Annotated in this window: 24 protein-coding genes; 14 read left to right on the top strand and 10 right to left on the bottom strand. The window is 64.5% G+C overall.

All coding sequences use genetic code 11. The features are described from left to right. Positions 1–60: 60 nt before the first annotated feature. Complete coding sequence (locus tag E2L06_RS09555) at positions 61–435, top strand: 2Fe-2S iron-sulfur cluster-binding protein (RefSeq protein ID WP_138780862.1); 375 nt, start codon at positions 61–63, stop codon at positions 433–435. Between the two features lie 70 nt (positions 436–505). Further along, the gene (locus E2L06_RS09550; protein ID WP_138780861.1) at positions 506–943 is read left to right on the top strand and encodes a DCC1-like thiol-disulfide oxidoreductase family protein; all 438 of its coding nucleotides are present in this window, start codon (positions 506–508) and stop codon (positions 941–943) included. A gap of 96 nt (positions 944–1,039) precedes the next feature. On the opposite strand, the gene E2L06_RS09545 is transcribed toward E2L06_RS09550, so the two are convergent. Then, positions 1,040–1,261: a hypothetical protein gene (locus E2L06_RS09545; RefSeq protein WP_138780859.1), complete on the bottom strand. Its 222-nt coding sequence runs from the start codon at positions 1,259–1,261 to the stop codon at positions 1,040–1,042. An 82-nt stretch (positions 1,262–1,343) separates the two neighbouring features. Beyond that, on the bottom strand, positions 1,344–2,621 hold the full coding sequence (locus E2L06_RS09540; protein WP_138780857.1) for a Tat pathway signal protein: 1,278 nt from the start codon (positions 2,619–2,621) through the stop codon (positions 1,344–1,346). A 274-nt stretch (positions 2,622–2,895) separates the two neighbouring features. Between E2L06_RS09540 and dps the strand changes: the two genes are divergently transcribed. From dps to E2L06_RS09525, 3 genes are all read left to right on the top strand, one after another. After that, on the top strand, positions 2,896–3,555 hold the full coding sequence (dps, locus tag E2L06_RS09535; RefSeq protein ID WP_138780855.1) for a DNA protection during starvation protein: 660 nt from the start codon (positions 2,896–2,898) through the stop codon (positions 3,553–3,555). 111 nt (positions 3,556–3,666) lie between these two features. Then, positions 3,667–4,113: an SRPBCC domain-containing protein gene (locus E2L06_RS09530; protein WP_138780853.1), complete on the top strand. Its 447-nt coding sequence runs from the start codon at positions 3,667–3,669 to the stop codon at positions 4,111–4,113. Between the two features lie 131 nt (positions 4,114–4,244). Continuing rightward, positions 4,245–4,868 (top strand): DUF6735 family protein, encoded by a 624-nt coding sequence (locus E2L06_RS09525; protein ID WP_138780851.1) that lies wholly within the window; start codon positions 4,245–4,247, stop codon positions 4,866–4,868. A gap of 42 nt (positions 4,869–4,910) precedes the next feature. On the opposite strand, the gene E2L06_RS09520 is transcribed toward E2L06_RS09525, so the two are convergent. Continuing rightward, complete coding sequence (locus tag E2L06_RS09520; RefSeq protein ID WP_138780849.1) at positions 4,911–6,686, bottom strand: DNA mismatch repair protein; 1,776 nt, start codon at positions 6,684–6,686, stop codon at positions 4,911–4,913. 268 nt (positions 6,687–6,954) lie between these two features. Here E2L06_RS09520 and purF point away from each other — a divergent pair, with 268 nt between their 5' ends. Then, positions 6,955–8,427 (top strand): amidophosphoribosyltransferase, encoded by a 1,473-nt coding sequence (gene purF / locus E2L06_RS09515; RefSeq protein ID WP_138782530.1) that lies wholly within the window; start codon positions 6,955–6,957, stop codon positions 8,425–8,427. Between the two features lie 133 nt (positions 8,428–8,560). Continuing rightward, complete coding sequence (locus E2L06_RS09510) at positions 8,561–8,950, top strand: tautomerase (protein ID WP_138780847.1); 390 nt, start codon at positions 8,561–8,563, stop codon at positions 8,948–8,950. Positions 8,951–8,973: 23 nt separating this feature from the next. On the opposite strand, the gene E2L06_RS09505 is transcribed toward E2L06_RS09510, so the two are convergent. Both E2L06_RS09505 and E2L06_RS09500 read right to left on the bottom strand, forming a co-directional pair. Further along, positions 8,974–10,209, bottom strand: coding sequence for an ArsA family ATPase (locus E2L06_RS09505; RefSeq protein WP_138780845.1), 1,236 nt, complete (start codon positions 10,207–10,209; stop codon positions 8,974–8,976). Positions 10,210–10,268: 59 nt separating this feature from the next. Beyond that, positions 10,269–11,369 (bottom strand): pyridoxal phosphate-dependent aminotransferase, encoded by a 1,101-nt coding sequence (locus E2L06_RS09500; protein WP_138780843.1) that lies wholly within the window; start codon positions 11,367–11,369, stop codon positions 10,269–10,271. A 131-nt stretch (positions 11,370–11,500) separates the two neighbouring features. Here E2L06_RS09500 and E2L06_RS09495 point away from each other — a divergent pair, with 131 nt between their 5' ends. Both E2L06_RS09495 and E2L06_RS09490 read left to right on the top strand, forming a co-directional pair. Continuing rightward, positions 11,501–12,013, top strand: coding sequence for a CinA family protein (locus E2L06_RS09495; protein ID WP_138780841.1), 513 nt, complete (start codon positions 11,501–11,503; stop codon positions 12,011–12,013). Positions 12,014–12,091: 78 nt separating this feature from the next. Then, positions 12,092–12,577, top strand: coding sequence for a metal-dependent hydrolase (locus E2L06_RS09490; RefSeq protein ID WP_138780839.1), 486 nt, complete (start codon positions 12,092–12,094; stop codon positions 12,575–12,577). Positions 12,578–12,628: 51 nt separating this feature from the next. Here E2L06_RS09490 and E2L06_RS09485 read toward each other — a convergent pair whose 3' ends face one another. Continuing rightward, positions 12,629–13,597 (bottom strand): hypothetical protein, encoded by a 969-nt coding sequence (locus E2L06_RS09485; RefSeq protein WP_138780837.1) that lies wholly within the window; start codon positions 13,595–13,597, stop codon positions 12,629–12,631. A gap of 138 nt (positions 13,598–13,735) precedes the next feature. Here E2L06_RS09485 and E2L06_RS09480 point away from each other — a divergent pair, with 138 nt between their 5' ends. From E2L06_RS09480 to E2L06_RS09470, 3 genes are all read left to right on the top strand, one after another. Then, positions 13,736–14,023 (top strand): DUF5789 family protein, encoded by a 288-nt coding sequence (locus tag E2L06_RS09480; protein WP_138780835.1) that lies wholly within the window; start codon positions 13,736–13,738, stop codon positions 14,021–14,023. Between the two features lie 3 nt (positions 14,024–14,026). Beyond that, a complete protein-coding gene (locus E2L06_RS09475) occupies positions 14,027–14,722 on the top strand; it encodes a type II CAAX prenyl endopeptidase Rce1 family protein (protein WP_138780833.1) in 696 nt (231 codons plus the stop codon). Between the two features lie 89 nt (positions 14,723–14,811). Beyond that, entirely contained in the window at positions 14,812–15,900 is a 1,089-nt protein-coding gene (locus E2L06_RS09470) for an AI-2E family transporter (RefSeq protein WP_138780831.1), read from the top strand. Positions 15,901–15,931: 31 nt separating this feature from the next. Here E2L06_RS09470 and nreA read toward each other — a convergent pair whose 3' ends face one another. Beyond that, positions 15,932–17,287, bottom strand: a complete 1,356-nt coding sequence (nreA, locus tag E2L06_RS09465; RefSeq protein WP_138780829.1) for a DNA repair protein NreA — start codon at positions 17,285–17,287, stop codon at positions 15,932–15,934. Between the two features lie 328 nt (positions 17,288–17,615). On the opposite strand from nreA, the gene E2L06_RS09460 reads away from it, so the two are divergent. Both E2L06_RS09460 and E2L06_RS09455 read left to right on the top strand, forming a co-directional pair. After that, positions 17,616–17,795: an HVO_2753 family zinc finger protein gene (locus E2L06_RS09460; protein WP_092931369.1), complete on the top strand. Its 180-nt coding sequence runs from the start codon at positions 17,616–17,618 to the stop codon at positions 17,793–17,795. Between the two features lie 5 nt (positions 17,796–17,800). Further along, on the top strand, positions 17,801–18,067 hold the full coding sequence (locus tag E2L06_RS09455) for an elongation factor 1-beta (protein WP_092931371.1): 267 nt from the start codon (positions 17,801–17,803) through the stop codon (positions 18,065–18,067). Between the two features lie 148 nt (positions 18,068–18,215). On the opposite strand, the gene E2L06_RS09450 is transcribed toward E2L06_RS09455, so the two are convergent. From E2L06_RS09450 to E2L06_RS09440, 3 genes are all read right to left on the bottom strand, one after another. Continuing rightward, positions 18,216–18,659, bottom strand: a complete 444-nt coding sequence (locus E2L06_RS09450; protein WP_138780827.1) for a hypothetical protein — start codon at positions 18,657–18,659, stop codon at positions 18,216–18,218. Positions 18,660–18,769: 110 nt separating this feature from the next. Then, complete coding sequence (locus E2L06_RS09445) at positions 18,770–19,453, bottom strand: MBL fold metallo-hydrolase (protein ID WP_138780825.1); 684 nt, start codon at positions 19,451–19,453, stop codon at positions 18,770–18,772. A gap of 261 nt (positions 19,454–19,714) precedes the next feature. Then, positions 19,715–20,995, bottom strand: coding sequence for an RNA-guided endonuclease TnpB family protein (locus E2L06_RS09440; protein ID WP_138780823.1), 1,281 nt, complete (start codon positions 20,993–20,995; stop codon positions 19,715–19,717). Positions 20,996–20,998: the final 3 nt, after the last annotated feature.

Raw genomic sequence — 20,998 nt, 5'->3', positions numbered from 1 at the left:
AGCCGGGGCTTGCAGGCTGCCGACCGCAGGCCTTTTTCGCGGGCGGCCGTACCCGTCTCCGTGACTGATCCCGCGACGTGGGACGTCGAACTTCGCGTGCCAGTCGACGCCGAGCTGGACGCCGCCGGCGACTCCCGAACGATCGAGGTCCGGGCGGACGAATCGATCCTCGCAGCGGCCCGGTCGGCTGGCATCTGGCTCTCCGCGGACTGCCAGCAGGGCTGGTGTATCACCTGCGGCGCGAAACTCATCTCCGGCGAGGTCGATCACAGCCAAGCCAAGCGGTACTACCCCGAAGACGAAGCGGCGGGATTCGTCCTCACCTGTGTCGCACGCCCCCGCTCCGATTGCGTCATCGAAGTCGAACAGTACGGCGAACTGCTCCAGCACCGCGCCGACCACGACAGGCCACCGGGTCGGTCGAAGCTCGGATAGCGCCCATCCCACGAGCATGCGCCCCTGTGCCGTCGCATACGTTTTCTCCCTGCAGGTGGTATGTACCGATATGACGTCACAGTTCACCGGCATCCTTCTCTACGACGGCGACTGCCCGTTCTGTTCGGCCGCCTCGACCGCGATGCGCCAGCTCGAGGGCGTCGGCGTCGTCCCCTGGGACGATCCGGCCGCACAGGACTTTCTCGAGGCGCAGTTCGGCGAGGACCCTTTTGCGCTGTTTTTCGTCGATATCGATGCCGAGACGGTCTGGGCGGGCCGGGCTGCCGCGAGTGAACTCTGTGAGCGTGCTGGCATGCCTGTGCTCGTTCAGGACATCGTGGGCGAGAACTACGAGCGAGTCGCCGACGCGATCCAGTCCGTCACGGGGACCGACCGCGAGATCGATCCCTATCATGACGCCTATCCCCTCGCCGACGATGCCGCGGCACTGTTCGACGAGCTGGCAGCAAACAGCAGTCGGACACACGTGCCGACCGACTCAGACTGAGTCGCTCGAGCAGTGACACTCGAGGACGGAATCGATATCCAGCGTGGGCGAGAGAGGAGTCGTTCGGTTCGTGACGAAAGAGACGGCAGCAAATGATTACTCGTAGAGCGTGCCGAGAAGGTATATCACGACGACCCCACCGACCTGGGCTAGCGCCACTTCAGGATAGAACCGGAGGTCGTCCGGGCGGAAGTAGCTGTCGAGAATCATGTCAACCCATCCGATCATCGCGATCGGGATCAGCACTCCCAGAAGCAGTTGAACGATTGTGATTAGATCGGCGACGCACTCCGGGATCTCTAGCCCCTCTGAGAACATATTAACGTAGATGTGTGTCTCTGTCTTAACTATTATCGGCGGCCACAGTTTGGATTCCGACCTTACACGGCAAGTTCACTCGTTACGTCGGATTCGGCACAGGCAGGGACCGCAGTCCCCGCGGCGGCACGAGGTAGTTTGCTCGGTTGTGGACACTGAGATACTGAAGAATGCCGTTGTTAGTTAGTGTGCCGACTGAGCCACTCTTGGCGAGGTCGGTCCCGGTCATCGCCTCACGAGTCTTGACGAAATCAGCGATCGATCGATGTAGTGAGAGGAAGTGGGTGGCCGCCTGATCGTCGTCGGTCGAGTCGAAGTCCCGACGCAGGATGATCGGCTCGCCGCCCTCGCGGGCGCGAGCGGCCTTTTGGGCGTGACCGACTGTGCCTTTCCGGGCAACCTCGGCTGCGTCCTCGCTGACTTCGGTCACGCGACTCGAGTCACCGAGGTTGTGCCCGGCCCCCTCGACGAGGTCGTCGTCGGCGTGGGTCGGCGAGAACATCTTGCTGACGCGCTGGTGGCGACTGTCCTGGTCATACCACTGATGGAGGTTCAACTGGAGCTTCGAGAGGTGAAGCGTCGTGCCGCCGGCGAACGGGCCGTCCTGAATCGTGACGCGGTCTTCGGTCGCTTGGTTCCCTTTGAAGCCCGATTTGAACCCCATGAACATCGGCGCGTCCTCCGGAACGGGATCGCCGTCGGGAACCCCGATGACGTCGGACTGGTTGTCCGCCGGGAGACCGCTCCCGATAAAGCCGGTTCGGCGCTCGGCAACCTCGAAGATGCCGTCGAAGGTTCCGTCGACGTCGATGCCGTTGAGTTGCTCGAGGTCGCCTTTCATGGCTTCCTCGACACTCAGCGTGACGTGGCCGTAGTCGCTGGCCAGGTGGAGCAACGCGTCGTACTCGTCGAGTTGCGGGGCCTCGAACGGTGTCAGCGCCGTCGGCTTGGGGAGGTCGACGCCCGCGAGGTCGGCCTCAAACCGGTCGAAATAGGCCGGCCCGTAGCCCATCGTAAACACCAGTCCCTCGTTGCCGCGTTTGTACGCCTTCTCGAGGGTTCGGAACGCGGCCTCGAGTTGCTCGCGTTCGTCGGTGGCGTCGGCGGGACCGTCGCCGACGTACTCGAGGCCGAGCAAGAGGTGATGTTCGGGGGGCAGGTCGTTGCCGTGGTCGTCGGGCTCGAGAAACTCGTTCCAGGCGTGCTGGCGATCGGGAAGCGCATCAGGTGCGTGGGTGGCCTGTGGCACGTCCTCGGTCGGTTCGCGCTGGAGGCAGGCGGAGAGTGCGCTCGCACCGCCGATGGCGACGGCGCTGCGGACGAACGCACGACGCGAGATCCCACGATCCGGTCGGTCCATAGACGACTCTGTGTGTCCGTCGGGCAAGGGAATTACGGTCCTGCTGACCCCGTGCGATACCGACTCGACGATCGGCCACGAACCCCTTCCCTTTCTGATACCGTCCCGTCATAACGCTTGACGCGACAGCCGTTTCGGACGGACTGTCGTCTAACCGTCTGGCCACACGAAGTTGATTTGCTGTCAGAAGTGGGTGATCGTAACGATAAAACGAATATTATCTCGAGACTGTACGCGAACCTCTAAGTGACGCGTTATGGTGCCAACGGATGCGATGTCTGATGACAAACCACACTCTGCAGGGAGCGTTAGTCACGGCGATACGAGTGAACGCGTCGGTATGGAAGTCATCCGCGAACGTGGACTCGAGCCGGAAGACCTCCGCGAGAAACTGATCGACGCGATCGGGGCCGAGTTCACCACCTACTACTACTATACGAACCTGCGGATGCATCTGGCGGGGCACGAAGACTACAAGGAGATCACCGAAGATGCCCGTCTTGAGGACCGGGCCCACTTCGAACTCGTCGCGCCGCGGGTGTACGAACTCGGCGGGGCGCTCCCCAACGACATCCGAGATTTCGCTGATCGGGCCTCCTGTCCGGACGCAGAGGTACCGACGCCGATGGACGACGAGGGCGGGTTCAACACCACCAGCCTCGATGCCGAAGGGGTTCTCGAGGTCCTGCTCGAGGCCGAACGCTGTGCGATCCGGACGTGGTCGGAGGTCTGCGATATGACTCGTGACGTCGACCCGCGGACCTACGACATGGCCTCGCGCATTCTCCAGGAGGAGATCGAACACGAGGCGTGGTTCGTCGAACTCCTCTCGATGGAACGCGATGGCGAGATCAACCCGGCCGGCCACTTCGTCCGGGGCGAACCCGGCGACGCACCGCTGTCGACGAACCGGCGATTCAACGACAGCGCATAAGCTGTCGGCCATCATTCGTCCACACTCGGGCGGTCGCGCCACCGCCGGAGCACCGCAACTGTCGACGGCGGCGACCGGTACAGCCTTTCCTGTGTATGTGCTACGGTCTCTATGAACGAGGTCGAGGTGTTCGTCGAGATCGACGCGCCGCCCGAGGTCGTCTGGGAAGCCCTGCTCGCGTTCGACACCTATCCCGAGTGGAACCCCCTCACTCGTCGGGTCGAGGGGATCGTGATCGACGGGACGGAGCGCCGAGGGCGGGATGAACCCGCTGACGCTCGTGGACTCCTCGACGGCCAAGTGCTCGTCACCGTCGAGCCGTACAGACGGCTCGCCTGGCTCGACCGATTCTGGCTCCCGTTCGCGCTCGATCGCTACCACGAGTTTCATCTCCAGCCGATCGACGATGGACGGCGGACGCGGTTGCTCCAGCGGGAGACGGTTCGTGGCGCTCTTACCTCGCTGGTGTTCGACGAGACCAAGGTCGAACGGGCGTTCGTCGCGATGAACAAGGCAGTCGCGGCCCGCGCCGAGCGACGGGCCAGCGCGACGACGTAACCGCCCGTCGGTCGCGGTCGTCGTCCGCAGATTCAAGTACGGACGGGCGGCCAAGCCCCCCGTGATCCATCAGACAGTACGCATACCGAGTCTCGAGGACCAGCCGCCGTCACTGCCAGCCCGGGTGAACGATGGGCCATAGGGCGTTGGTCGCCTATCGGCGGCCGGATCGGCTCTACGAGTTGCGATACAGTCACTGGGGCGGCGACGACCTGTCGCTGACCGACGAGATCAGCGCCGCCACACCCCTGGCAGCCGGTGCGATCGCCCCCTCACTCGTGACGGATTCGATCACCCGCGAACGAATCCTGACCGACCAGCTCGATCCCCGCGTCTACGAGGCGCTGTATCTCGTCGATCCGGCGGCCGACTACGCGGTCGACGCCTACCGGGTCTGCTGGCTCGAGTGGGGTGACGGCCGCGACGGCGGTGAGCGATCCGTGGGCTCGCGAGCGACGTCGGATCCGATCGCCGACGGGAGCCGCGGCGCGATCGTGGCGGTCGACCCCGCCGACGACCGCGCGCTCAGGATCTGGTTTCGCGCGATCAAAACCGCGCTGGCCGACGTCGTCGAACTGGGCGGCCTCTCCCGGCGGGCCGCACGGGCCTACCTCGAGGCACGCGTCTGCGAGGAGTACGACAGCACCGTCTACACGTACGGCGACTCGCTCGATGATGACCGTGGGGACAGAGACGAACCCGCGCCGGACTGCTGGCTCGAGGACGACGATCGACGCGGGGATCGACAGAACTAGCGCAGCGAAACGGACCGCGGAGGCTGGAGCGATCGTCCTGTGTTACTCGTCAGCGCTCCAGCGCGCATCCGCGAGCGTCCGCTGGACGACCTCGTCCCCGACGGCCGCCGCCAGCGTCTCGAAGCCGGCTCGCTCGCGCCGGTCGCCCGCGTTAGCGACCAGCCGCGAGACGATGAACTCCGGCGTCGACCGGCCCACCGTGTCGAACCGTGGCTGATAATCGACGCGCAACTCGAGGTCGGGGTTCAGCCCTTCCGCGAAAATGCCGTCGACCCGCGCCTCGGGCGGCAGCGGCTCCAGATCGTCCGCGAGGTGGGTGACGAACACACCGAGCGCCTCGCGGTCGACGGCGAGCGTGACCAGCCCGTGGAGCAGGTCGGCCGCGCTGCCCGGCTCTGTGATCGCCTCGAACTCGTCGACAAGCATCAGCGTCCGGCCGCCCGACGACAGCGGCGGAACGATCGAGCGCAACGTGGACTCGAGGACGCCAGCGTTGAAACTCGCGTGGCGGCGGTGAAAGACCAGCGAGTCCACGGGTGTCACTTCGGCTCGATCCGCGGGCACCGGCAGCCCCATCATCGCCAGCAGGACGACCTGGCACAGCGTCTCGAGCAGCGTCGTCTTCCCGCCGCTGTTAGCCCCCGTCAGGACGGCGACGCGCTCTTCGCTGGGAACCGCGTTCACGTCGTCGGGAACGCTCGCGACGCGGTGTTCACCCAGTCCGTAGGTGACCGGCTGCACCGATGTCTCATCGCGCGCGGCGAGCGTGAGATTGCGTGCGTTGACGACGGAGACGGCCGCCTGCTCACCTTCGACGAACGTCGGCCGAGTACAGTCGTACGCGAGCGCAAAGCGGGCCAGCGAGAGCTGCAACGCGATCTCGTCGACCGCTTCGACCGCCCGATCGACGGCCTCGCGGGCATCCGCGAGCGTTTCCTGAAGGTCGCTGGCGATGGTCTCCTCGCGTTCGTCGACCGCCGCGGTGAGCTCGCTCCGGAGGGTGCGCAACGTCCCGCCGACGAAGTCGGTCGCGTCCGTCGCGTCGGTGGGCATCGCATCCCGAACCCGATCGATCGTCACGTCCGTCTCGCTCAGGAGGTGATCCTCGAAGGACTGGCGAAAGCCTTCGACGTCGCGAACGCCCTCTGATCGCAGGTCTTCGATCAGGTCGACTGCGTTGGCGTCCATGTCCTCGACGGTACCCAGCACGCCCCGAAGCCGGTCGAGTTCCTCGTCGGCACCCGACCGGACTCGGCCGCCATCCAGCGCTGCCAGCGCCTCGGCGGCCTCCTCGAGCCGCGCGCGCTCGAGATCAGCGATCGCAGCGAACGGCCCGGAGTCGACGCCAGCCTCGTCCAGCGCGAGCGCGGCCTCGACGGCGGCGTGTTCGCTGCCCTCGCGTTCGTCGTAGCGCTCGTAGGCCGCGAGGACGGTCTCGCGGTCGGCGTCGTCGAGATCTGCCCAGGCGTCCCTGGCCGCGAGAACGGCGTCGAGTCGTTCCGCCATCGCTGTCCGACTCTCGAGTGGCGTGAGCACCCGAATGCGATCCGCCGCGCGCTGCGTGACGGCGTGGTCGACCGCCAGATCGAGCAGTTCCTTGTAGGCCGCTCGCGCGTCACTGGTCGCTAACACGTCCATGCCGGCGCTGTCGGTTGCCCGCCGGAGAATTCGTGTCGCCCGCCCGCGGGCTAACCCGGCGTCGGCAAGCGCCCGGACGTCCCCACTCTCGATCGCCTGGACCGCCCGCTCGCGACCCAGCGCCTCGACCAGCGTCTCCCGCGTCTTCGGACCGACTCCCCAGTACTCCTCGAGTCGCATACACGGTGGACTCGAGGGAACGCTCTTGATACTGCCGGACACGGGTTCATCCACACCATCGTTGGGCGACTCGTAATTGATCGTTGGAGCGGGTGCGAGCCGTAGCGAGGCCTCTTCATCGTGTGGTTCCCGAGAAATATCCACGTTCGTGGATATAATTCGATTGTAGGACCGTCTATAGAAGCACAAACACGGGGGTTTTTATCGGCTCGAGTCACTACTGACTCCCATGACTGATGGGCGGGGCGAAACTCCCCGGCGAACAGGAATGACCGAAAAGTGCGGCGTCGTCGGCGTCTCACTCGACGGTCGGGACGCGGCACGACCGTTGTACTATGCACTCTACGCGCTCCAGCATCGGGGCCAGGAGTCCGCGGGGATCGTCACACACGACGGCTTTCAGCAGCACAGCCACGTCGAAATGGGCCTCGTCGGCGACGCTTTCGGCGAGGACGATCTCGAGACGCTCAACGGGGCGGCCGGGATCGGCCACGTCCGGTATCCGACGGCCGGCTCGGTCGACTCTTCCTGTGCACAGCCCTTCTCCGTCTCGTTCAAGAGCGGGTCGCTTGGCCTCTCGCACAACGGCAACCTCGTCAACGCCGACGAGATCCGTGAGGAACTCGCAGCCGCGGGACATGCCTTTACGAGTGACGGCGACACCGAGGTTATCGCCCACGATCTCGCGCGCAACCTCTTGGAAGAGGATCTGGTCCGCGCCGTCAAGCGCACGATGGGACGTATCCACGGCTCGTACTCGCTGACGATCAGCCACGATGACACGGTACTGGGCGTGCGCGATCCGCAGGGGAACCGGCCGCTGTGTATCGGGGAACTCGAGGACGGCTACATCCTGGCCTCGGAATCGGCGGCGATCGACACGCTGGACGGTGAACTGATTCGCGACGTTCGGCCGGGCGAACTCGTCGTCCTCCAGGACGACGGCCAGGGCTTCGATACCTACCAGCTCGTCGAACAGGAACACACTGCCCACTGCTTTTTCGAACACGTCTACTTCGCGCGCCCGGACAGCGTCATCGACGACACCCTCGTCTACGAGGCCCGGCGCGAACTCGGGCGCAAGCTCTGGGAGGAAAGCGGCGTCGAGACCGACGTCGTGATGCCTGTCCCCGACTCCGGCCGCGCCTTCGCCTCGGGCTACGCCGACGCCGCAAGCGAGACGACCGCCGACGGCGAGCCGCGAGCCGAGAGCGACGACGGCGTCGAGTTCGCCGAAGGACTGATGAAAAACCGCTACGTCGGCCGGACGTTCATCATGCCGACCCAGGACGAACGCGAACGCGCGGTCCGGCTGAAGCTCAACCCGATCAAGTCCACGATCGAGGGCAAAACCGTCACCGTCATCGACGACTCGATCGTCCGCGGAACGACCTCGACCCAGCTCGTCCAGCTCCTGAAAGACTGCGGGGCCGAGGAAGTCCACGTCCGCATCGGCGCACCGGCGATCGTCGCCCCATGCTACATGGGTATCGACATGGCCACCCGGGATGAACTGATCGCCGCGGACAAATCCGTCGCCGAGATCCGTGACGAGATCAGTGCTGACAGCCTCGCGTACCTCTCGACCGACGCCGTCGCCGAGGTACTCGAGAAAGACCGTATCGACCTCTGTCTGGGCTGTGTCACCGGGGAGTACCCCTACGATATCGAAGGCGAGGAGACCGACCGCGACGTGAGCCGCCCCGATATCGGCGAACAGCAGCTGCCTGCGGACGACTAACAACCTTTTACTCTGCGGTTTGCCGCGCTGGTGGCGTCGCCACACAGCGAGGCGTCCCTCGGTAAACGGTCGGTCAAAAGCACCGGAAGACGAGCCGCGGAACGCACAAGAGACTGACCGGCTAACTCGAGGCATGCCACTCTTACAGTTCGAGACGACGCTGTCGCTATCCGACGCAGAGAAAACCGACTTCGCCGAGCGGGTGACAGACCTCTATACGACCGAGATGGCGACGACCGCGGGACACGTCGCCGTGACGATCCGCGAGCGCGACGGGGCCGACCTCCATCTCGGACGCGCCGTCGAAGGACCGTTGCTCTTTCTCGATGCGGAGATCCGACAGGGTCGCTCGTTCGATCGAAAGCGGTCGTTCGCTCTCGCAACGATGGCATACGTCAGCGAGACGTTCGACGTCCCCGACGAAAATCAGAAGGTCGTCTTCACCGAGCATCCCGGCGAGGCGATGATGGGCGTCGACCGGGTCGGCGGCGAGTGGTCCGGAGACAGCGCTGATTCCGACTAGGGCTCGAGCCCCAGTCGCGACGACTATCGAAGACAGGCAGCGACGACCGCAAGCATGTCTTCGCCGCGGACTTCGTCGGCGAACAGCGGCACGCGCCGGACGTCGGTCCCGCGGAAGAGGTCCTGTGCCTCGGCGAGTGCGGACTGTTGGACATCCCAGCGACGTTGACAGAACTCGCAGTCGTCGAGGTTCGGCTGGAGGAACTCACCTTCGACGTCGTCGGTGACGTTCGACAGCGGCTCCATCACCCGGTTGACGACGACGGTGCCGACAGGGATCTCGAACTCCTGAAGCTGCTGGCGGAGTCGTTTGGATTCGAAGACGCTCATCTCCTCGGGGATCATCACGATCCGGAAGTCGGTCCGCGCGGGATCTTGCAGCGCCGCCCGCAGCCGTTCGATGCGTTCGCGCAGCACTTCCAGATCCTCGAGCTCGTTTTCGTTTTCCGGCGTCTCCTGCCCGCCGAACATCCCCTTGACACCCTCGAGCATGCCGCCGATGCGCTGGCGGAACTTCATCAGCCGGCCCATCATCGTGTCCATGATCTCGGGCAACTGCAGCAGGCGGAGGGTGTGGCCGGTCGGGGCCGTGTCGACGACCACGCGCTCGAAGCGCTCGTCGTCCATGTACTCGAGCAGAAGTTGCATCGCGGCGGCCTCGTCGGCACCCGGCATTGCACCGCCGAAGAGGGCGTCCATCGGTGATTCGCCGCCGAGCATGTCGCCGAGACCCCCGAGTGGACCGCCCTCCGCTCCTTCACCACCGGGGAAGGGGGAGGCACCGCCCGCGCCCGCTCCGCCGGCGAAGGGATCGTCGTCCGCTTCCGTTCCGGCACTTCCACCCGCCCCGCCGAAGGGGGTCTCGCCGCGCTCCATCGCAGCCTCGGGATCGATTTCGGCCGCGTAGAGCGGAATGTCGTCGCGAATTCGGCCGGGCTCGGCCGGCACGTCGGTTTCGAAGGTATCCGAAAGCGAGTGTGCGGGATCGGTCGAAACGACCAGCGTCGGCGTCCCGCTGCGGGCGCTGTCGAGGGCGGTCGCAGCCGCCATCGTCGTCTTTCCGACGCCGCCTTTCCCACCGTAGAGGACGTAGTCGGGGCCGTCGATCGGCTCGTCGGACGGCTCGACGTCGATGGTGTCGCGCTCCTCGTCGGCGTCGACGGAGTCCGTCGGCGTGACCTCGATCGTGTTTTCGCCGTCGTCGCTATCCCTCGTCGTTTGCTCGTCTTCCTCGACCGGTTCGACGTCGATGCCGCTCATACTCCGGGGTTTCCCGTCCCGACACGAGTATTCGTCGGTCTCGAGCCCTCGAGTCGATCTCAGTCGAAATACGCCGCCAGCCGTTCGGCCGCCTCTTCGACGCGTGGCGTCACGAGCGCGAACCGCAGCCACTCGCTGCGCGCGTCGCCAAATGCCTCGCCGGGCATTCCGGCCACGCCGGCCTCGTCGATCAGCCGTTCGACGTTTTCGAGCGTGCCCGGATAGCCCTCGAAGCGTGCCATCACGTAGAACGACCCGCTCGGCGTGGTGTATTCTGCGCCGGCCGCCTCGAGCGCGTCGGTAAACGTTGCGACTCGCTCGCGGAGCCGCTCCCGGTTGCGCTCGTAGTAGTCGGGGCCGGTCTCGCGAAGTGCCTGCAACACGGCGTACTGGCCCGGTCGGGTGGTCGCGACGTTGACCAGCATGTGGCGACTCTTAGCGTCCGCGACGAGTTCCGGCGGGAAGATCGCGTAGCCGACCCGCACCCCGGTGATCGCCATCGACTTCGAGAACGCGTTGGTGACGATCCGGTGGGCCGAGTCGGTCTCGAGCGCGCTCGCGAACGCCCCCGAAAGGTCGTAGTGGTCGTACACCTCGTCGCTGATCAGGATCGCGTCGTACTCTTCGGCGATCGCGACGAGTTCGCGCATCGTTTCGGCGGGATAGACCGCACCCGTCGGGTTGTTCGGCGTGTTCACGACGATCGCGGCCGTCTCGTCGCTTGCGGCCGCACGGACATCGGCGGGGTCCAGGTATCCCTCGTTGTCGACCGAGACGAATCGCTGCCGCCCGCCGAGCATCGTCGTCTTCCCCGGATAGTACGGATAGACGGGATCGGTCAGCAGGATCTCGTTTCCACACTCGCGCTCGAGCGCTCGCGCCATCGCGAGGTAGTTCGCTTCGCCCGCGCCGTTCGTGACGACGACCTGCTCGGCGTCGACGCCGCGACGGGCGGCGATCTCCGCGCGCAACTCGCGCAGTCCCTCGCTTGGCGCGTACTGGAACCGGTCGGGCTCGAGGTCGGCGTACTCGCGCAGCCCCTCCCGGAGCGCTTCGGGGGGTTCCCAGTCGGGGTTTCCGCTGACCATATCGATGACGTCGCGGTCCGCCGCGTCCGCATACTTCATCACGTGGAAGAACAGCGGCGTCTCGTAGTTCATACCGGATACTCGGACGCCATGTCCCGTGTTCTTTCCGTTTCCGGCTCGAGCGGGACGGGTTCGGCGCGGCGATCGAAGCGACCGAGATCGCTACCCGCGCTTTCACAACGATCCCGCCCATCGACTCGAGTATGACCGACGACATCGACCGCGAGTTGCCGATGGCAGTCGGCGACGCGCTTCGCGACCGCGAGGAGACGCTAGCCGTCGCCGAGTCCTGTACCGGCGGGCTGATCGGTGCCGCGATCACCGCCGTCCCGGGTGCCAGCGACTACTTCGACGCCGGCCTGGCAACCTACGCCTACGACGCCAAGCGCCGCCACCTCGGCGTGAGCCGCGAGGCGCTGGACGAACACGGTGCCGTCTCCGAACCGGTCGCCCGCCAGATGGCACAGGGGGTCCGCGACGTCACGGACGTGACGTGGGGGGTCGCAACGACTGGGATCGCCGGTCCAACCGGCGGGACCGACGATGATCCGGTCGGCACCGTCTATATCGGCATCTCCTATGCGGGCCCGTGGGGCAGCGAGGAATCGTATGCGACCGTCACCCGGTATGTCTTCGACGGCGACCGGGCCGCCGTTCGCGCGAAGACCGTCGATCGGGCGCTCGAGGATCTGCTCGCCGAGATCGAGGCCCAGTGATCAGCTCGGAAACCCGTTCGCGTCGGCGACTCTCTCGAGAGAAAACTATTCCCCACGTGACTCCCCAGATAGTGGTAGATGAACAAGAAGGGACACGTGCTGAACGCCGTGTTGTTGAGCATCGGGCTGGGGTATCTGCTTGAGCCGGTGGGGGATCTGGAGACGTTCAAAACGATCGTGATGATCGGCGTGCCGATCACGCTGGGGGCGCTCTTCCCTGACGTCGACACCGAGTTCGGCAAACACCGGAAGACCCTGCACAACCTGCCGGTCTTACTCGGGTTCGTCGCGTTTCCCTACATCTTCGGTAACCTCGAGTACGTCTGGATCGGCGTATTGACTCACTACGTCCTCGACGTGGCGGGCAGCAAGCGCGGGATCGCGTTGTTCTATCCGGTCTGGAAGCAAGAGTTCGGGCTCCCAACCGGGGTCACGGTCAGTAGCAAGCGCGCCGACTTCGTGACCACGGTCGTCACCGTCGGCGAACTGGCACTGGCCGCAGTGGTCATCTTTGAGTTCCCCCGGCGGGGCTTCGAACTGGGTCGACAGCTGCTCGGGATTTGATACCTGCTGTCACTGCGAGACGAAACGCGTCCGAACCGCCCAGCACATTCGTTAGCGCCGATTCGCCGTCCATTCCTCACACGCGTCCATGTCGTCCATAGCCGTCTCGTGGCGCGCACAGTAGGGGACCATCCCTTCGGAGGACCGGACGTATTCGAAGTCCGCACAGTTCCCACAGTAGCGGTCCGTGGGTTCTGCCGGCTGGTCGGGCGTCGACTCGACGATCTCGGCGTCGCGGCCGTCGCCGCCCTCGAGCGGTGAGGAGATATCCGACGCCGCGGAGCCACCGTCGCTGGTAGCCGCGCCGACGTGTCGGTCGCGTTGACCGGTACCGCCGGCCGCCGATCCCGTTGTCGTGGTCGTACTCGAGCGCTCGTCGTACGAGAGCGCCGCTCCGGATGTATCGTCCGCGTTGGTCTGTGTCTCGACGTCTCCGTCGGGCGTCCCGCCGAGGAATCCGATCCCGCCAAGGCCCTCCGAGACCTCCTCGTCGTCGGCCTCGATGACTGTCTTGTTGTGTCGGGTGACGTTCATCTGGAGGGACCCGCCAGGGTCGTTGCGCCGCTTGAACGTCGCGATGGCGCTGAACAGACTCCACACGGACGTCAGAAGCCCGAGCAGGTAGACGACGGACACCTCGAGCGTGAGCTGTTGGCCGTAGCCACGCCAGTGGGTTGGGTAGGCGTGCCAGAAGAGTGCGACGCCGAGCAGACAGAGGCTGCCACTGATCACGGCGGCGGCCTGTACGCGACGGCTGGCCGGTAAGACGACGAAGACGCCGACGAGCGCGGTTGGGACACTCAATCCGGCGAGAGCGCCCCCGATACGGACGGTCGCGAACTGGGGGGCGATGTCTCCGGAAAGAGCGACCACGTACCCGCCGAAGAGGTCGGTCGTCGCCACGAGCACGGCTACGACGGCCAGGACCGCACCGAGGAGCACGAGCGCCGTGCCCGCGTACAGCCGGCGGCTCGTCACCCCCGGTGCAGTCCCGTCGTAGACCTCCGTCAGGCTTGTCATACGCGGCCGTTCGGTGCCCCACCACAAAACGATACGTCAGACACACCTCGGTTACCGGAGAGGTTCCGGCCGTTTCGGGCCCCTGGCCAGACCCATGGAAGCGAAAGTTTGAATCACCGCGCTCGCAAACCGACGCCCATGAGTGACGAGGACGAGGACGCGGAGCCGGCTGTCTCACTCGGGACCCACACGCCCGTCGAGGGTGCGCCGCTTGCTCGCGTGAGTTCGCGACTGACCTGGCCCAAGGAGAAAAGCGAAGTCGACCGCCTCGAGGGCGAGACCGTGATCCGGACCCCCGATGGACCCCGCGAACTGTCGGCCGTCCTCGCGGACGTCGACGAGACGTACTTCCAGCGCCATCAGGAGTTCGAGGCTCACGTCCGGGACGTGATCGGGACCGGCCCGATTCCAACTGCCGACGAGTAACCAGTGGCGTCCGAGCCGGATCGACACGCCGTCCGCTGGCTCCGGGATCGGCTCCGACTGTCCTGGGTCCAGAAGACGCTCGTCGTCGGTATCGTGCTCTCGCTGCTGTGGATGTACCTAGTCCCCGGCGAGTTGAACCGCCGGCTCGTCGTCGACGGCGTGCTCCTGATCGGCGGGCCGCTCGCGCTTGGCCTGTCACACGGAAACCGGATCGGGTGGCACGTCGATCGCGTCGCGGTGCGAAACACCGTCCTGCTCGCGCTGTTCGTCCTCCCCTTTTACCTCGTCGGCTCGACGTTGCCGACGATCCGTGCATACTATCCGATCTGGGAGACGGCTGCCACGCCCGCAGCGTTCGTCCCACACGCGATCAAGCTCCTCATACTCGCACTCGCCGCCGAAACCTACTATCGCGGATTACTCTGTGTCGGCGTCAAGGAGATCGGCATCGTCGCGGTGTTCATCAGCCCCCTCGTCTATATGCTCCACCATACGTCGAAGCCACCGATCGAGTTCGTGCTGTCGGGCCCGACGGACGTCCTGTTCGGGGCCGTCGATTACGCCTCCGACTCTATTCTCCCGTCAGTCGTCGCTCACGGCGGCGGGCTGATCTTGCTCGACTGGCTCGTCCTGCACGAGCCGGTGTTCGATCCGCTCTTCGTGATTCGGTTCCTCGAGTGGCTGCCGGTCCCGCTGTAGCCGTTCTGTGCTCGCGGTCGCCCGTATTGTCTATCGCAGAGAGAGTATAGATAGTCAACACTTATGGCACTCTCGAGAGAGACAGGCGTATGGACGCTCGGTCCGCGGTGGTCGCCCTCCCGATCTGTGTCCTCGGTGCGCTCGCTGCGCTGATCGTCCTCCCGCTCGTCGAGTACGTGCTGGCCGCCTGCGTGCTCGCGGTCGCCCTCCGGCCGGCGTACGAGCGACTGGTCCCACACGTCGGCACGCGACCTGCTGGTGTCGTGGTCACTGCCTTCGCCGTCGCCGGCGGTGTCGTCCCGCTGGTGGTCGTCTCCGTGCTCGTTCTCGAGGCCGCTACGTCGGTGCTCGAGACCGTGTCTGCCGACGCGATCGCTGCATCCGGACGAACGTTCGCACGGACGACGCTCGGACTGGACGCGCCGGCGGCCGCGACGCTCGAGGCGGCGCTCTGGAGCGAACTCGCGGACACGATCAGGACGGCGACCGATGTCACCGTCGCCCAGACCGTCGGCTTCGTGACCACCGTCGTCGACGTCGTCGCCGGAACGCTCGTGTTCGTCGTCGTTCTCTACTTCCTGCTCGTCGACGGTCCCGCGGCCCTCGATTGGCTCCGACGGATCGCCCCGCTCGAACGTCGACTCGTCGACGAGCTGGTCGCGGAGATTCACAGCGTCGTCTGGGCGGTGTTGCGCAGTCATTTGGTAGTCGCCGTGTTACAGGGACTCCTCGGCGGGCTGGGGCTGGTTCTGCTCGGCGTTCCGCACGCGACCGTGCTGACGATCGCACTGTCGGTCGTGGCGGTGGTGCCCACGGTCGGGATCTGGCTCGTCTGGGGGCCGGTGACCGTCGTCCACGCGATCTCGAGCGGTCCGCTCGGCGGCGTGGTCCTGCTGGGATACGGGCTCGCCGTGCTCGCCGTCGTCGACGCCTATCTCCGGGCACTCCTGGTCGATCGAGGCTCCGGGATCCATCCAGCACTCGCGCTGGTGGGTGTCGTCGGCGGCGGCGTCCTCTTCGGGCTCGTCGGCCTGTTCATCGGCCCTGTCGTGCTCGCGGTGTTCAAAGCCAGCGTAACGGTTTTCGATCGCCTCGAGCGCTCGTCGTCGGCGGACGTGGATGGCGGTTCTGACGTCGATCGCGAGCGAGAGACGTCGTTCACGGAGCTCGACCAGTAACTCAGCTGGCGTGTCGACTCGTTCGGCCGACTTACTCCAGGTTCGAGAAGGCGTTCAGGTTCGACTGTAATCCGGCTGCGAGTTCGGATTTGCGCTGCAGGCGCGCGTAGGAGACCGGGAGTTGTGTCGCGACCGCCGCGACGGCCTCGTGGAACGTCTCCGCTTCACCGTACTCACCGGCGAGCGATTCCCGCTCGCCGAGCCCCCGGTCGCTGGCGCTCCCGGGAACACCCTCGAAGGCGTTGCGAACGCTCTCGCGAACCTGCCAGACGCCGACGGGAGCCCAGTAGTCGTCCGACACTTCACGCAAGACGAGACACTTCGCCTGCCGGCCGATCGACTCGAGATACTCTAAGACCCCCAGCCGGGCGGCGTAGTAGGCACCGGCGGTCTCCTCGACGTAACTCGAGCGCCCCTCGTAGCCCTCGCTGGCGCTCTGGAGCCAGACGTCGTCGTTTGGGTTCGGATTCCAGATGCTGCCTGGCGCTTTCATCTCGACGAGTTCGAACTCCCAGGTGCCGGGTGCGAGCACGACCCAGTAGCGGTTGCCCATGTACTCGTTGGCCCAGACTTGCACCTCGTCGACGCTGGGTGCGTTCCGGATACGCCCACGCAGGTACTTCCCGACGGTGTCGTCGACGGCCGTGATCGACCACCGCGTCGGGACGAGCCGGCGCTGCTCGGTCTGCCCGAGTGCGCCCGCCGAGAGGATCGAGTTGATGTCGTAGACGTCGAAGCCGCGCCGATACAGGTAGGTCATCGCCCCTTCGGCCTGCCAGTCGTCGTCCTCGAGCGTCTTCTTGACCGGCCGAGGCACGTAGGGGTTCTCGCGCAGTTCGGCGTTGCGCGCGTTGGCACGCGGGCCTCGCGGCGTCGCGACGTCCGTTCCAGCATCGAGGCCGAGATCGGGGGTGTCGTCCAGGCCGATCTCGAGGTCGACCGGCCGGTCGGCGATGGCGACCTCGCGCTGGATGCCGACGAAGCCGTCCCACGTGTCATGAACCGAGGGCGTCAGCCGGCTCGCGATCGACGGCGAGTCGACGTTGGCGCGCTTGCTCGAGTTCAGCAGTCCAGTTCGTCGCTGGAGCACGTCGTCGATCGCATACCCCTGCTGGTACCAGTCGCCGTCGGTGACGTACTCCGCGGCGGCATCTTCGTCGCCGACCGGCGAGAGCACGCCGACGGGAATATCAGGGTAGTTCGATCGCCCAACGAAGATCGAGGGTGCGGTCGAGCCGACGAGGGTGTCGCCACTGACGGCGTCGTCGAACCGCCGCTCGAAGTCCGCTAAATGGTCCGTGATCGCGTAGGACTTCTCTTTGGCGAGGCGGCGACGCTCTGCCTCCTCGTCGGGCTCTAACTCCTCGATGTAGTCGTCGAGGCGCATTCACTCGCCGTAGGACGGGCACGACTTTGAATGTTGATACTGTCGAAAAACTTGGTGATCGAGTGATACTACTGGACAGCAGTCAAGACGACGCCGGTCTGTCCGGCAGTATGAAATGTCAGAGGCAGAGATCCGGTTGGGCGTCGAGCAACCGGATCTCACATCGATGTTTCAACTGGGGCATAAAGTATCCGCCACCGTCTTTTCTCCCTCTGAAAACGCGACCGGCACTCGCCGTTTCGGAAGCGTGATCATCGTCCCCGGCTCGGTTCGCTCGCGCAGCCGTCGAAAGACAACCGTTAAAAACGGCGGGCGGGAAGGGAGGTGTATGAGTACGACCGACGACCGAGAGGCACGTGCCTGTGTCTCTTGCGGGCTCAACATCGCGGGCACGAACGCAGCTGCGTTCAAATGTCCCGACTGCGGCCAGCAGATCTACCGCTGTGCCAAATGTCGCAAGCAGAGCAACCTCTATGAGTGTCCCGACTGCGGTTTCACCGGCCCGTAACTACCATGGGAAAAGTCGCTGCCAAAATCAAGGTCATGCCGGACAGCCCCGAAATCGACCTCGACGCGCTCCAGGAGCGCCTCGAGAGTACCCTCCCCGAGGGTGCAAAGATCAACGGCGTCGAACGTGAGGAAGTCGCGTTCGGTCTCGTTGCCCTGTACCCGACCGTGATCGTCCCCGACAGTGCGGGCGGCACGGAGACCGTCGAGGAGAACTTCACCGAGGTCGACGGCGTCGAAAGCGTCGGCGTCGAGAACGTCGGCCGTATCTAAACGGCGAGCGTCCGTTTTTCAGCCGTTTCGGCGCTGGGCCACTCGCGGCCAGCAGCCGACAGTAGTAGTCCGCCAGTAGCGTTCGCTGTCGCTACTGGACGGATCGTCACCAGAACGTGAGTTGGGACGACGAAGAAACGCCGAGCGCTTACTGGCTCTGTTCTTGATCGCCGCGGTTCGCACCCAAGTTGGCCTGCGAGACGATCTCTGCGCCGATCGACGAGAGGTCGACGGTTACGTCGTCGGTGACGGCCTTGCTGATTTCGTCTAGGTTCCCCGCGAGGACGGTCAGCACGTCGTCGGGGTTGGTGTAGACGAGCATGTTTCCGTCCTGGCCCTCCGCGACGAGTTGCGTGTCGTTGAGCACGATTTGATCGTTCTGAATCGTCGCCGAGACGACCGGCAGCGCCGCCGGTTTCCCCTGTTCGTCGTCTCTGACCTTGCGGATGTGGACCGCATCGAGGTCGAGGACGTCCTTGTGTTCCTTGATCTGTTCGGCGCAGTTGACCATGTCGTTGAGAAGCGCCGTGCGACGCTCGTTGCCGTGATCGCCATCGAGACAGTGCTGACAGACGCGGAGTTCGAGTCGCATTATCCCGTTTTCGTCGTCGACACCGATGAGAATTCCGCTTCAGTCCCGTCGTCGACCGCGGCTGTAGCCCTCCGTTGGGATCGATCGGCACCGCGGTTTCGTTCGTGCGCTTACTTGCGCAGCTGCTCGTGAATCTCGCGAATCCTGTCACTTCCCGCTTGGACGTAGCCGCCGTGATAGCACAGCGTGTGGTCGATTTCGAGGTCAGCCAGCTTCCCGACCGACTCGATCGCGCGGTCCATGTCGGGCGTAAACTGCGGTTTCGGGCCGGCAAGTGGTTCAGCTCCGTCCGCGACGAGTGTGTCCCCCGCGACGAGCAGGTTTCCGTCGGGGAGGTACAGCGAGAGATGCCCCGGCGCGTGGCCAGGTGTCGCGACGACTTCCATGGGGCCGGCGACCGTCGGAATCCGAACCCCGTCGACCAGTTCGATGTCGACGGCGACGGGCGGGTAGCGGTCGCCGTCGCCCTTGATCGGCTCGCGCTCGCCGGCGACGTACGGCGCTTCCGCGTGGTGGGTCGCGACGACTGTATCGACGCGTTCGTTCAGTTCTGACAGCCCACCGGCATGATCCCCGTCGTGGTGAGTGAGGACTACCAGCCAGATGTCCTCGAGGTCGTAGCCCAGGCTTCCCAGGTGGGTCTCGAGGCCGTCGACGGCTCCCTGTGGACCGACGTCACAGAGGACGAGCCCGCGGTCGGTCTCGACGATTGCAGGTGTGACGGTCAGTTCTCGCTCGCCGTACGCGACCGTGATCGGCAGTGCGTGCAGGCCAGCATCGTCTTCGGCGTGCATACGACGGGCATTCGCTGCCAGTATGATAGCTGTGGGTGTCCTGAGGGTGACTCCATGAGAATCCCGCTGAAATACCTGGAGCGTGAAGTATGCCATGGAGTCCCGAAGGTCGAGTATGGAAACAGTGTCTAAAACTGGTGGTACTCTTAATAGAGATCTCTATACGTCGGTCGTGTGAACTCTTCTATGACAGCCTGAGTTACCAGCTTGACATCCTCCCCGCCCTGAAGGGCGAGGATTCCCGCGTTGGGATATTGTGGTTTACGACGTGACCTGTTCTTGAGGTTCGAACGCACCAGCTTCCTTGTCAAACAGGTACGTCGATGGCTGTGCCAACCAGCCGTTACTCCTATCACCGCCATCCGTGGCGGGACTCGGAGATACTTTCTGTCGAATGTTCTCAGCACCGTTCACATCAGCGTTCGCCACCATACCGCATTCGTCGCATACGTACAACCCACGTTCAACACGGTTTGAGTCGCGTTTGCGTCCACAACACGAACACGACTTCGACGTATCCCGCTCGGATACCTCCTCAACCGAGATGCCTTCCATCTCGGCCTTGTATTCGAGTAGGTCAGTGAACCGGTCGAACGCCCACGAGTGCAAGTCGAGGTTGCCATGTTTCCCCCAGTTCTTCGACTCGCCGTTCTCCTCGTCCTCACGGATACCGGAAAGGTCGCCCACCACAATAGTTCCAACTTCTTCGTCCACACATCGTTGGACGATGTGTTTCGAGAGTGTGTGGAAGTAGTGGGTTCGGCGAGCCGATTTCTTCTGGTTCAACCGCGTGGCCTGCTCTGAGTCAGAATCGTCACAGCGAGCGAGACGCTTGCTGAAGTAGTAGTCGTCCTGTTTCAAGCAGTTCAGCGGGTACAGTTCGCTGTGACCATCCTCGTAGGCGAGTGCGGCGAAGTTGTTGATCCCGAGATCAACACCCACAGTCTTCTCTCCGGGCGCGGCAGCCACTTCGATTTCGACTTTGCACACGAAGTGTAGTTCCCACTCCTCACCAGTCCAGACCGCCCGAACTTGTTGGACGCTCTCGACGGTAGAGAGGTCAACGTCGGGCCGCGTCTGGTACTCGCAGAGAACGAAGTCCGACCAATACTCTTTGAGGTTCGAGCCTTTGGAGAGTCGGACGCGGTTGTACTGAGTATCGAGTTTGAAACCTTTCTGCTTGAACGTGACCGTGCTTCGTGGGTGGTCGTCGCCGTGTTTACGGTAGCCGGGCGGATTCGCCCGTTGGTCTTCGTTACGTCGTTTGCCGTACCAGCCGTTGAACGCTTCAGCGAGTTCTTGAAGGACTCGCTGACTTGACTGAGAATGCAGGTCATCATAGCGCTCGTGCGACTTGAGGTACGCGGTTAATTCATCATGTTCAGGGATGTAGTTGATTTCATCCCAGACACGACTGATTGTCCACCGTCCGACGTTCCAGAGTTTACTGGCGGCGAACCCGAGCGACTCAAGGCCGTCTTGCACCTGTGGCTGATTCCTGATGGAAGCAGTGTAGGTGCGGGTGACGACCTGTTCCGCCATACG

Source organism: Haloterrigena sp. H1, from assembly GCF_005938085.1.
GTDB lineage: Archaea > Halobacteriota > Halobacteria > Halobacteriales > Natrialbaceae > Natrinema.
This window is presented reverse-complemented; position numbering and strand designations above follow the sequence as displayed.

Bases quoted from the DNA above. Each gene is read 5' to 3' on its own strand.
- E2L06_RS09550 (WP_138780861.1), top strand. From the start codon at position 506: ATGACGTCACAGTTCACCGGCATCCTTCTCTACGACGGCGACTGCCCG.
- E2L06_RS09545 (WP_138780859.1), bottom strand. From the start codon at position 1,261: ATGTTCTCAGAGGGGCTAGAGATCCCGGAGTGCGTCGCCGATCTAATC.
- E2L06_RS09540 (WP_138780857.1), bottom strand. From the start codon at position 2,621: ATGGACCGACCGGATCGTGGGATCTCGCGTCGTGCGTTCGTCCGCAGC.
- dps (WP_138780855.1), top strand. From the start codon at position 2,896: ATGTCTGATGACAAACCACACTCTGCAGGGAGCGTTAGTCACGGCGAT.
- E2L06_RS09530 (WP_138780853.1), top strand. From the start codon at position 3,667: ATGAACGAGGTCGAGGTGTTCGTCGAGATCGACGCGCCGCCCGAGGTC.
- E2L06_RS09525 (WP_138780851.1), top strand. From the start codon at position 4,245: ATGGGCCATAGGGCGTTGGTCGCCTATCGGCGGCCGGATCGGCTCTAC.
- E2L06_RS09520 (WP_138780849.1), bottom strand. From the start codon at position 6,686: ATGCGACTCGAGGAGTACTGGGGAGTCGGTCCGAAGACGCGGGAGACG.
- purF (WP_138782530.1), top strand. From the start codon at position 6,955: ATGACCGAAAAGTGCGGCGTCGTCGGCGTCTCACTCGACGGTCGGGAC.
- E2L06_RS09510 (WP_138780847.1), top strand. From the start codon at position 8,561: ATGCCACTCTTACAGTTCGAGACGACGCTGTCGCTATCCGACGCAGAG.
- E2L06_RS09505 (WP_138780845.1), bottom strand. From the start codon at position 10,209: ATGAGCGGCATCGACGTCGAACCGGTCGAGGAAGACGAGCAAACGACG.
- E2L06_RS09500 (WP_138780843.1), bottom strand. From the start codon at position 11,369: ATGAACTACGAGACGCCGCTGTTCTTCCACGTGATGAAGTATGCGGAC.
- E2L06_RS09495 (WP_138780841.1), top strand. From the start codon at position 11,501: ATGACCGACGACATCGACCGCGAGTTGCCGATGGCAGTCGGCGACGCG.
- E2L06_RS09490 (WP_138780839.1), top strand. From the start codon at position 12,092: ATGAACAAGAAGGGACACGTGCTGAACGCCGTGTTGTTGAGCATCGGG.
- E2L06_RS09485 (WP_138780837.1), bottom strand. From the start codon at position 13,597: ATGACAAGCCTGACGGAGGTCTACGACGGGACTGCACCGGGGGTGACG.
- E2L06_RS09480 (WP_138780835.1), top strand. From the start codon at position 13,736: ATGAGTGACGAGGACGAGGACGCGGAGCCGGCTGTCTCACTCGGGACC.
- E2L06_RS09470 (WP_138780831.1), top strand. From the start codon at position 14,812: ATGGACGCTCGGTCCGCGGTGGTCGCCCTCCCGATCTGTGTCCTCGGT.
- nreA (WP_138780829.1), bottom strand. From the start codon at position 17,287: ATGCGCCTCGACGACTACATCGAGGAGTTAGAGCCCGACGAGGAGGCA.
- E2L06_RS09460 (WP_092931369.1), top strand. From the start codon at position 17,616: ATGAGTACGACCGACGACCGAGAGGCACGTGCCTGTGTCTCTTGCGGG.
- E2L06_RS09455 (WP_092931371.1), top strand. From the start codon at position 17,801: ATGGGAAAAGTCGCTGCCAAAATCAAGGTCATGCCGGACAGCCCCGAA.
- E2L06_RS09450 (WP_138780827.1), bottom strand. From the start codon at position 18,659: ATGCGACTCGAACTCCGCGTCTGTCAGCACTGTCTCGATGGCGATCAC.
- E2L06_RS09445 (WP_138780825.1), bottom strand. From the start codon at position 19,453: ATGCACGCCGAAGACGATGCTGGCCTGCACGCACTGCCGATCACGGTC.
- E2L06_RS09440 (WP_138780823.1), bottom strand. From the start codon at position 20,995: ATGGCGGAACAGGTCGTCACCCGCACCTACACTGCTTCCATCAGGAAT.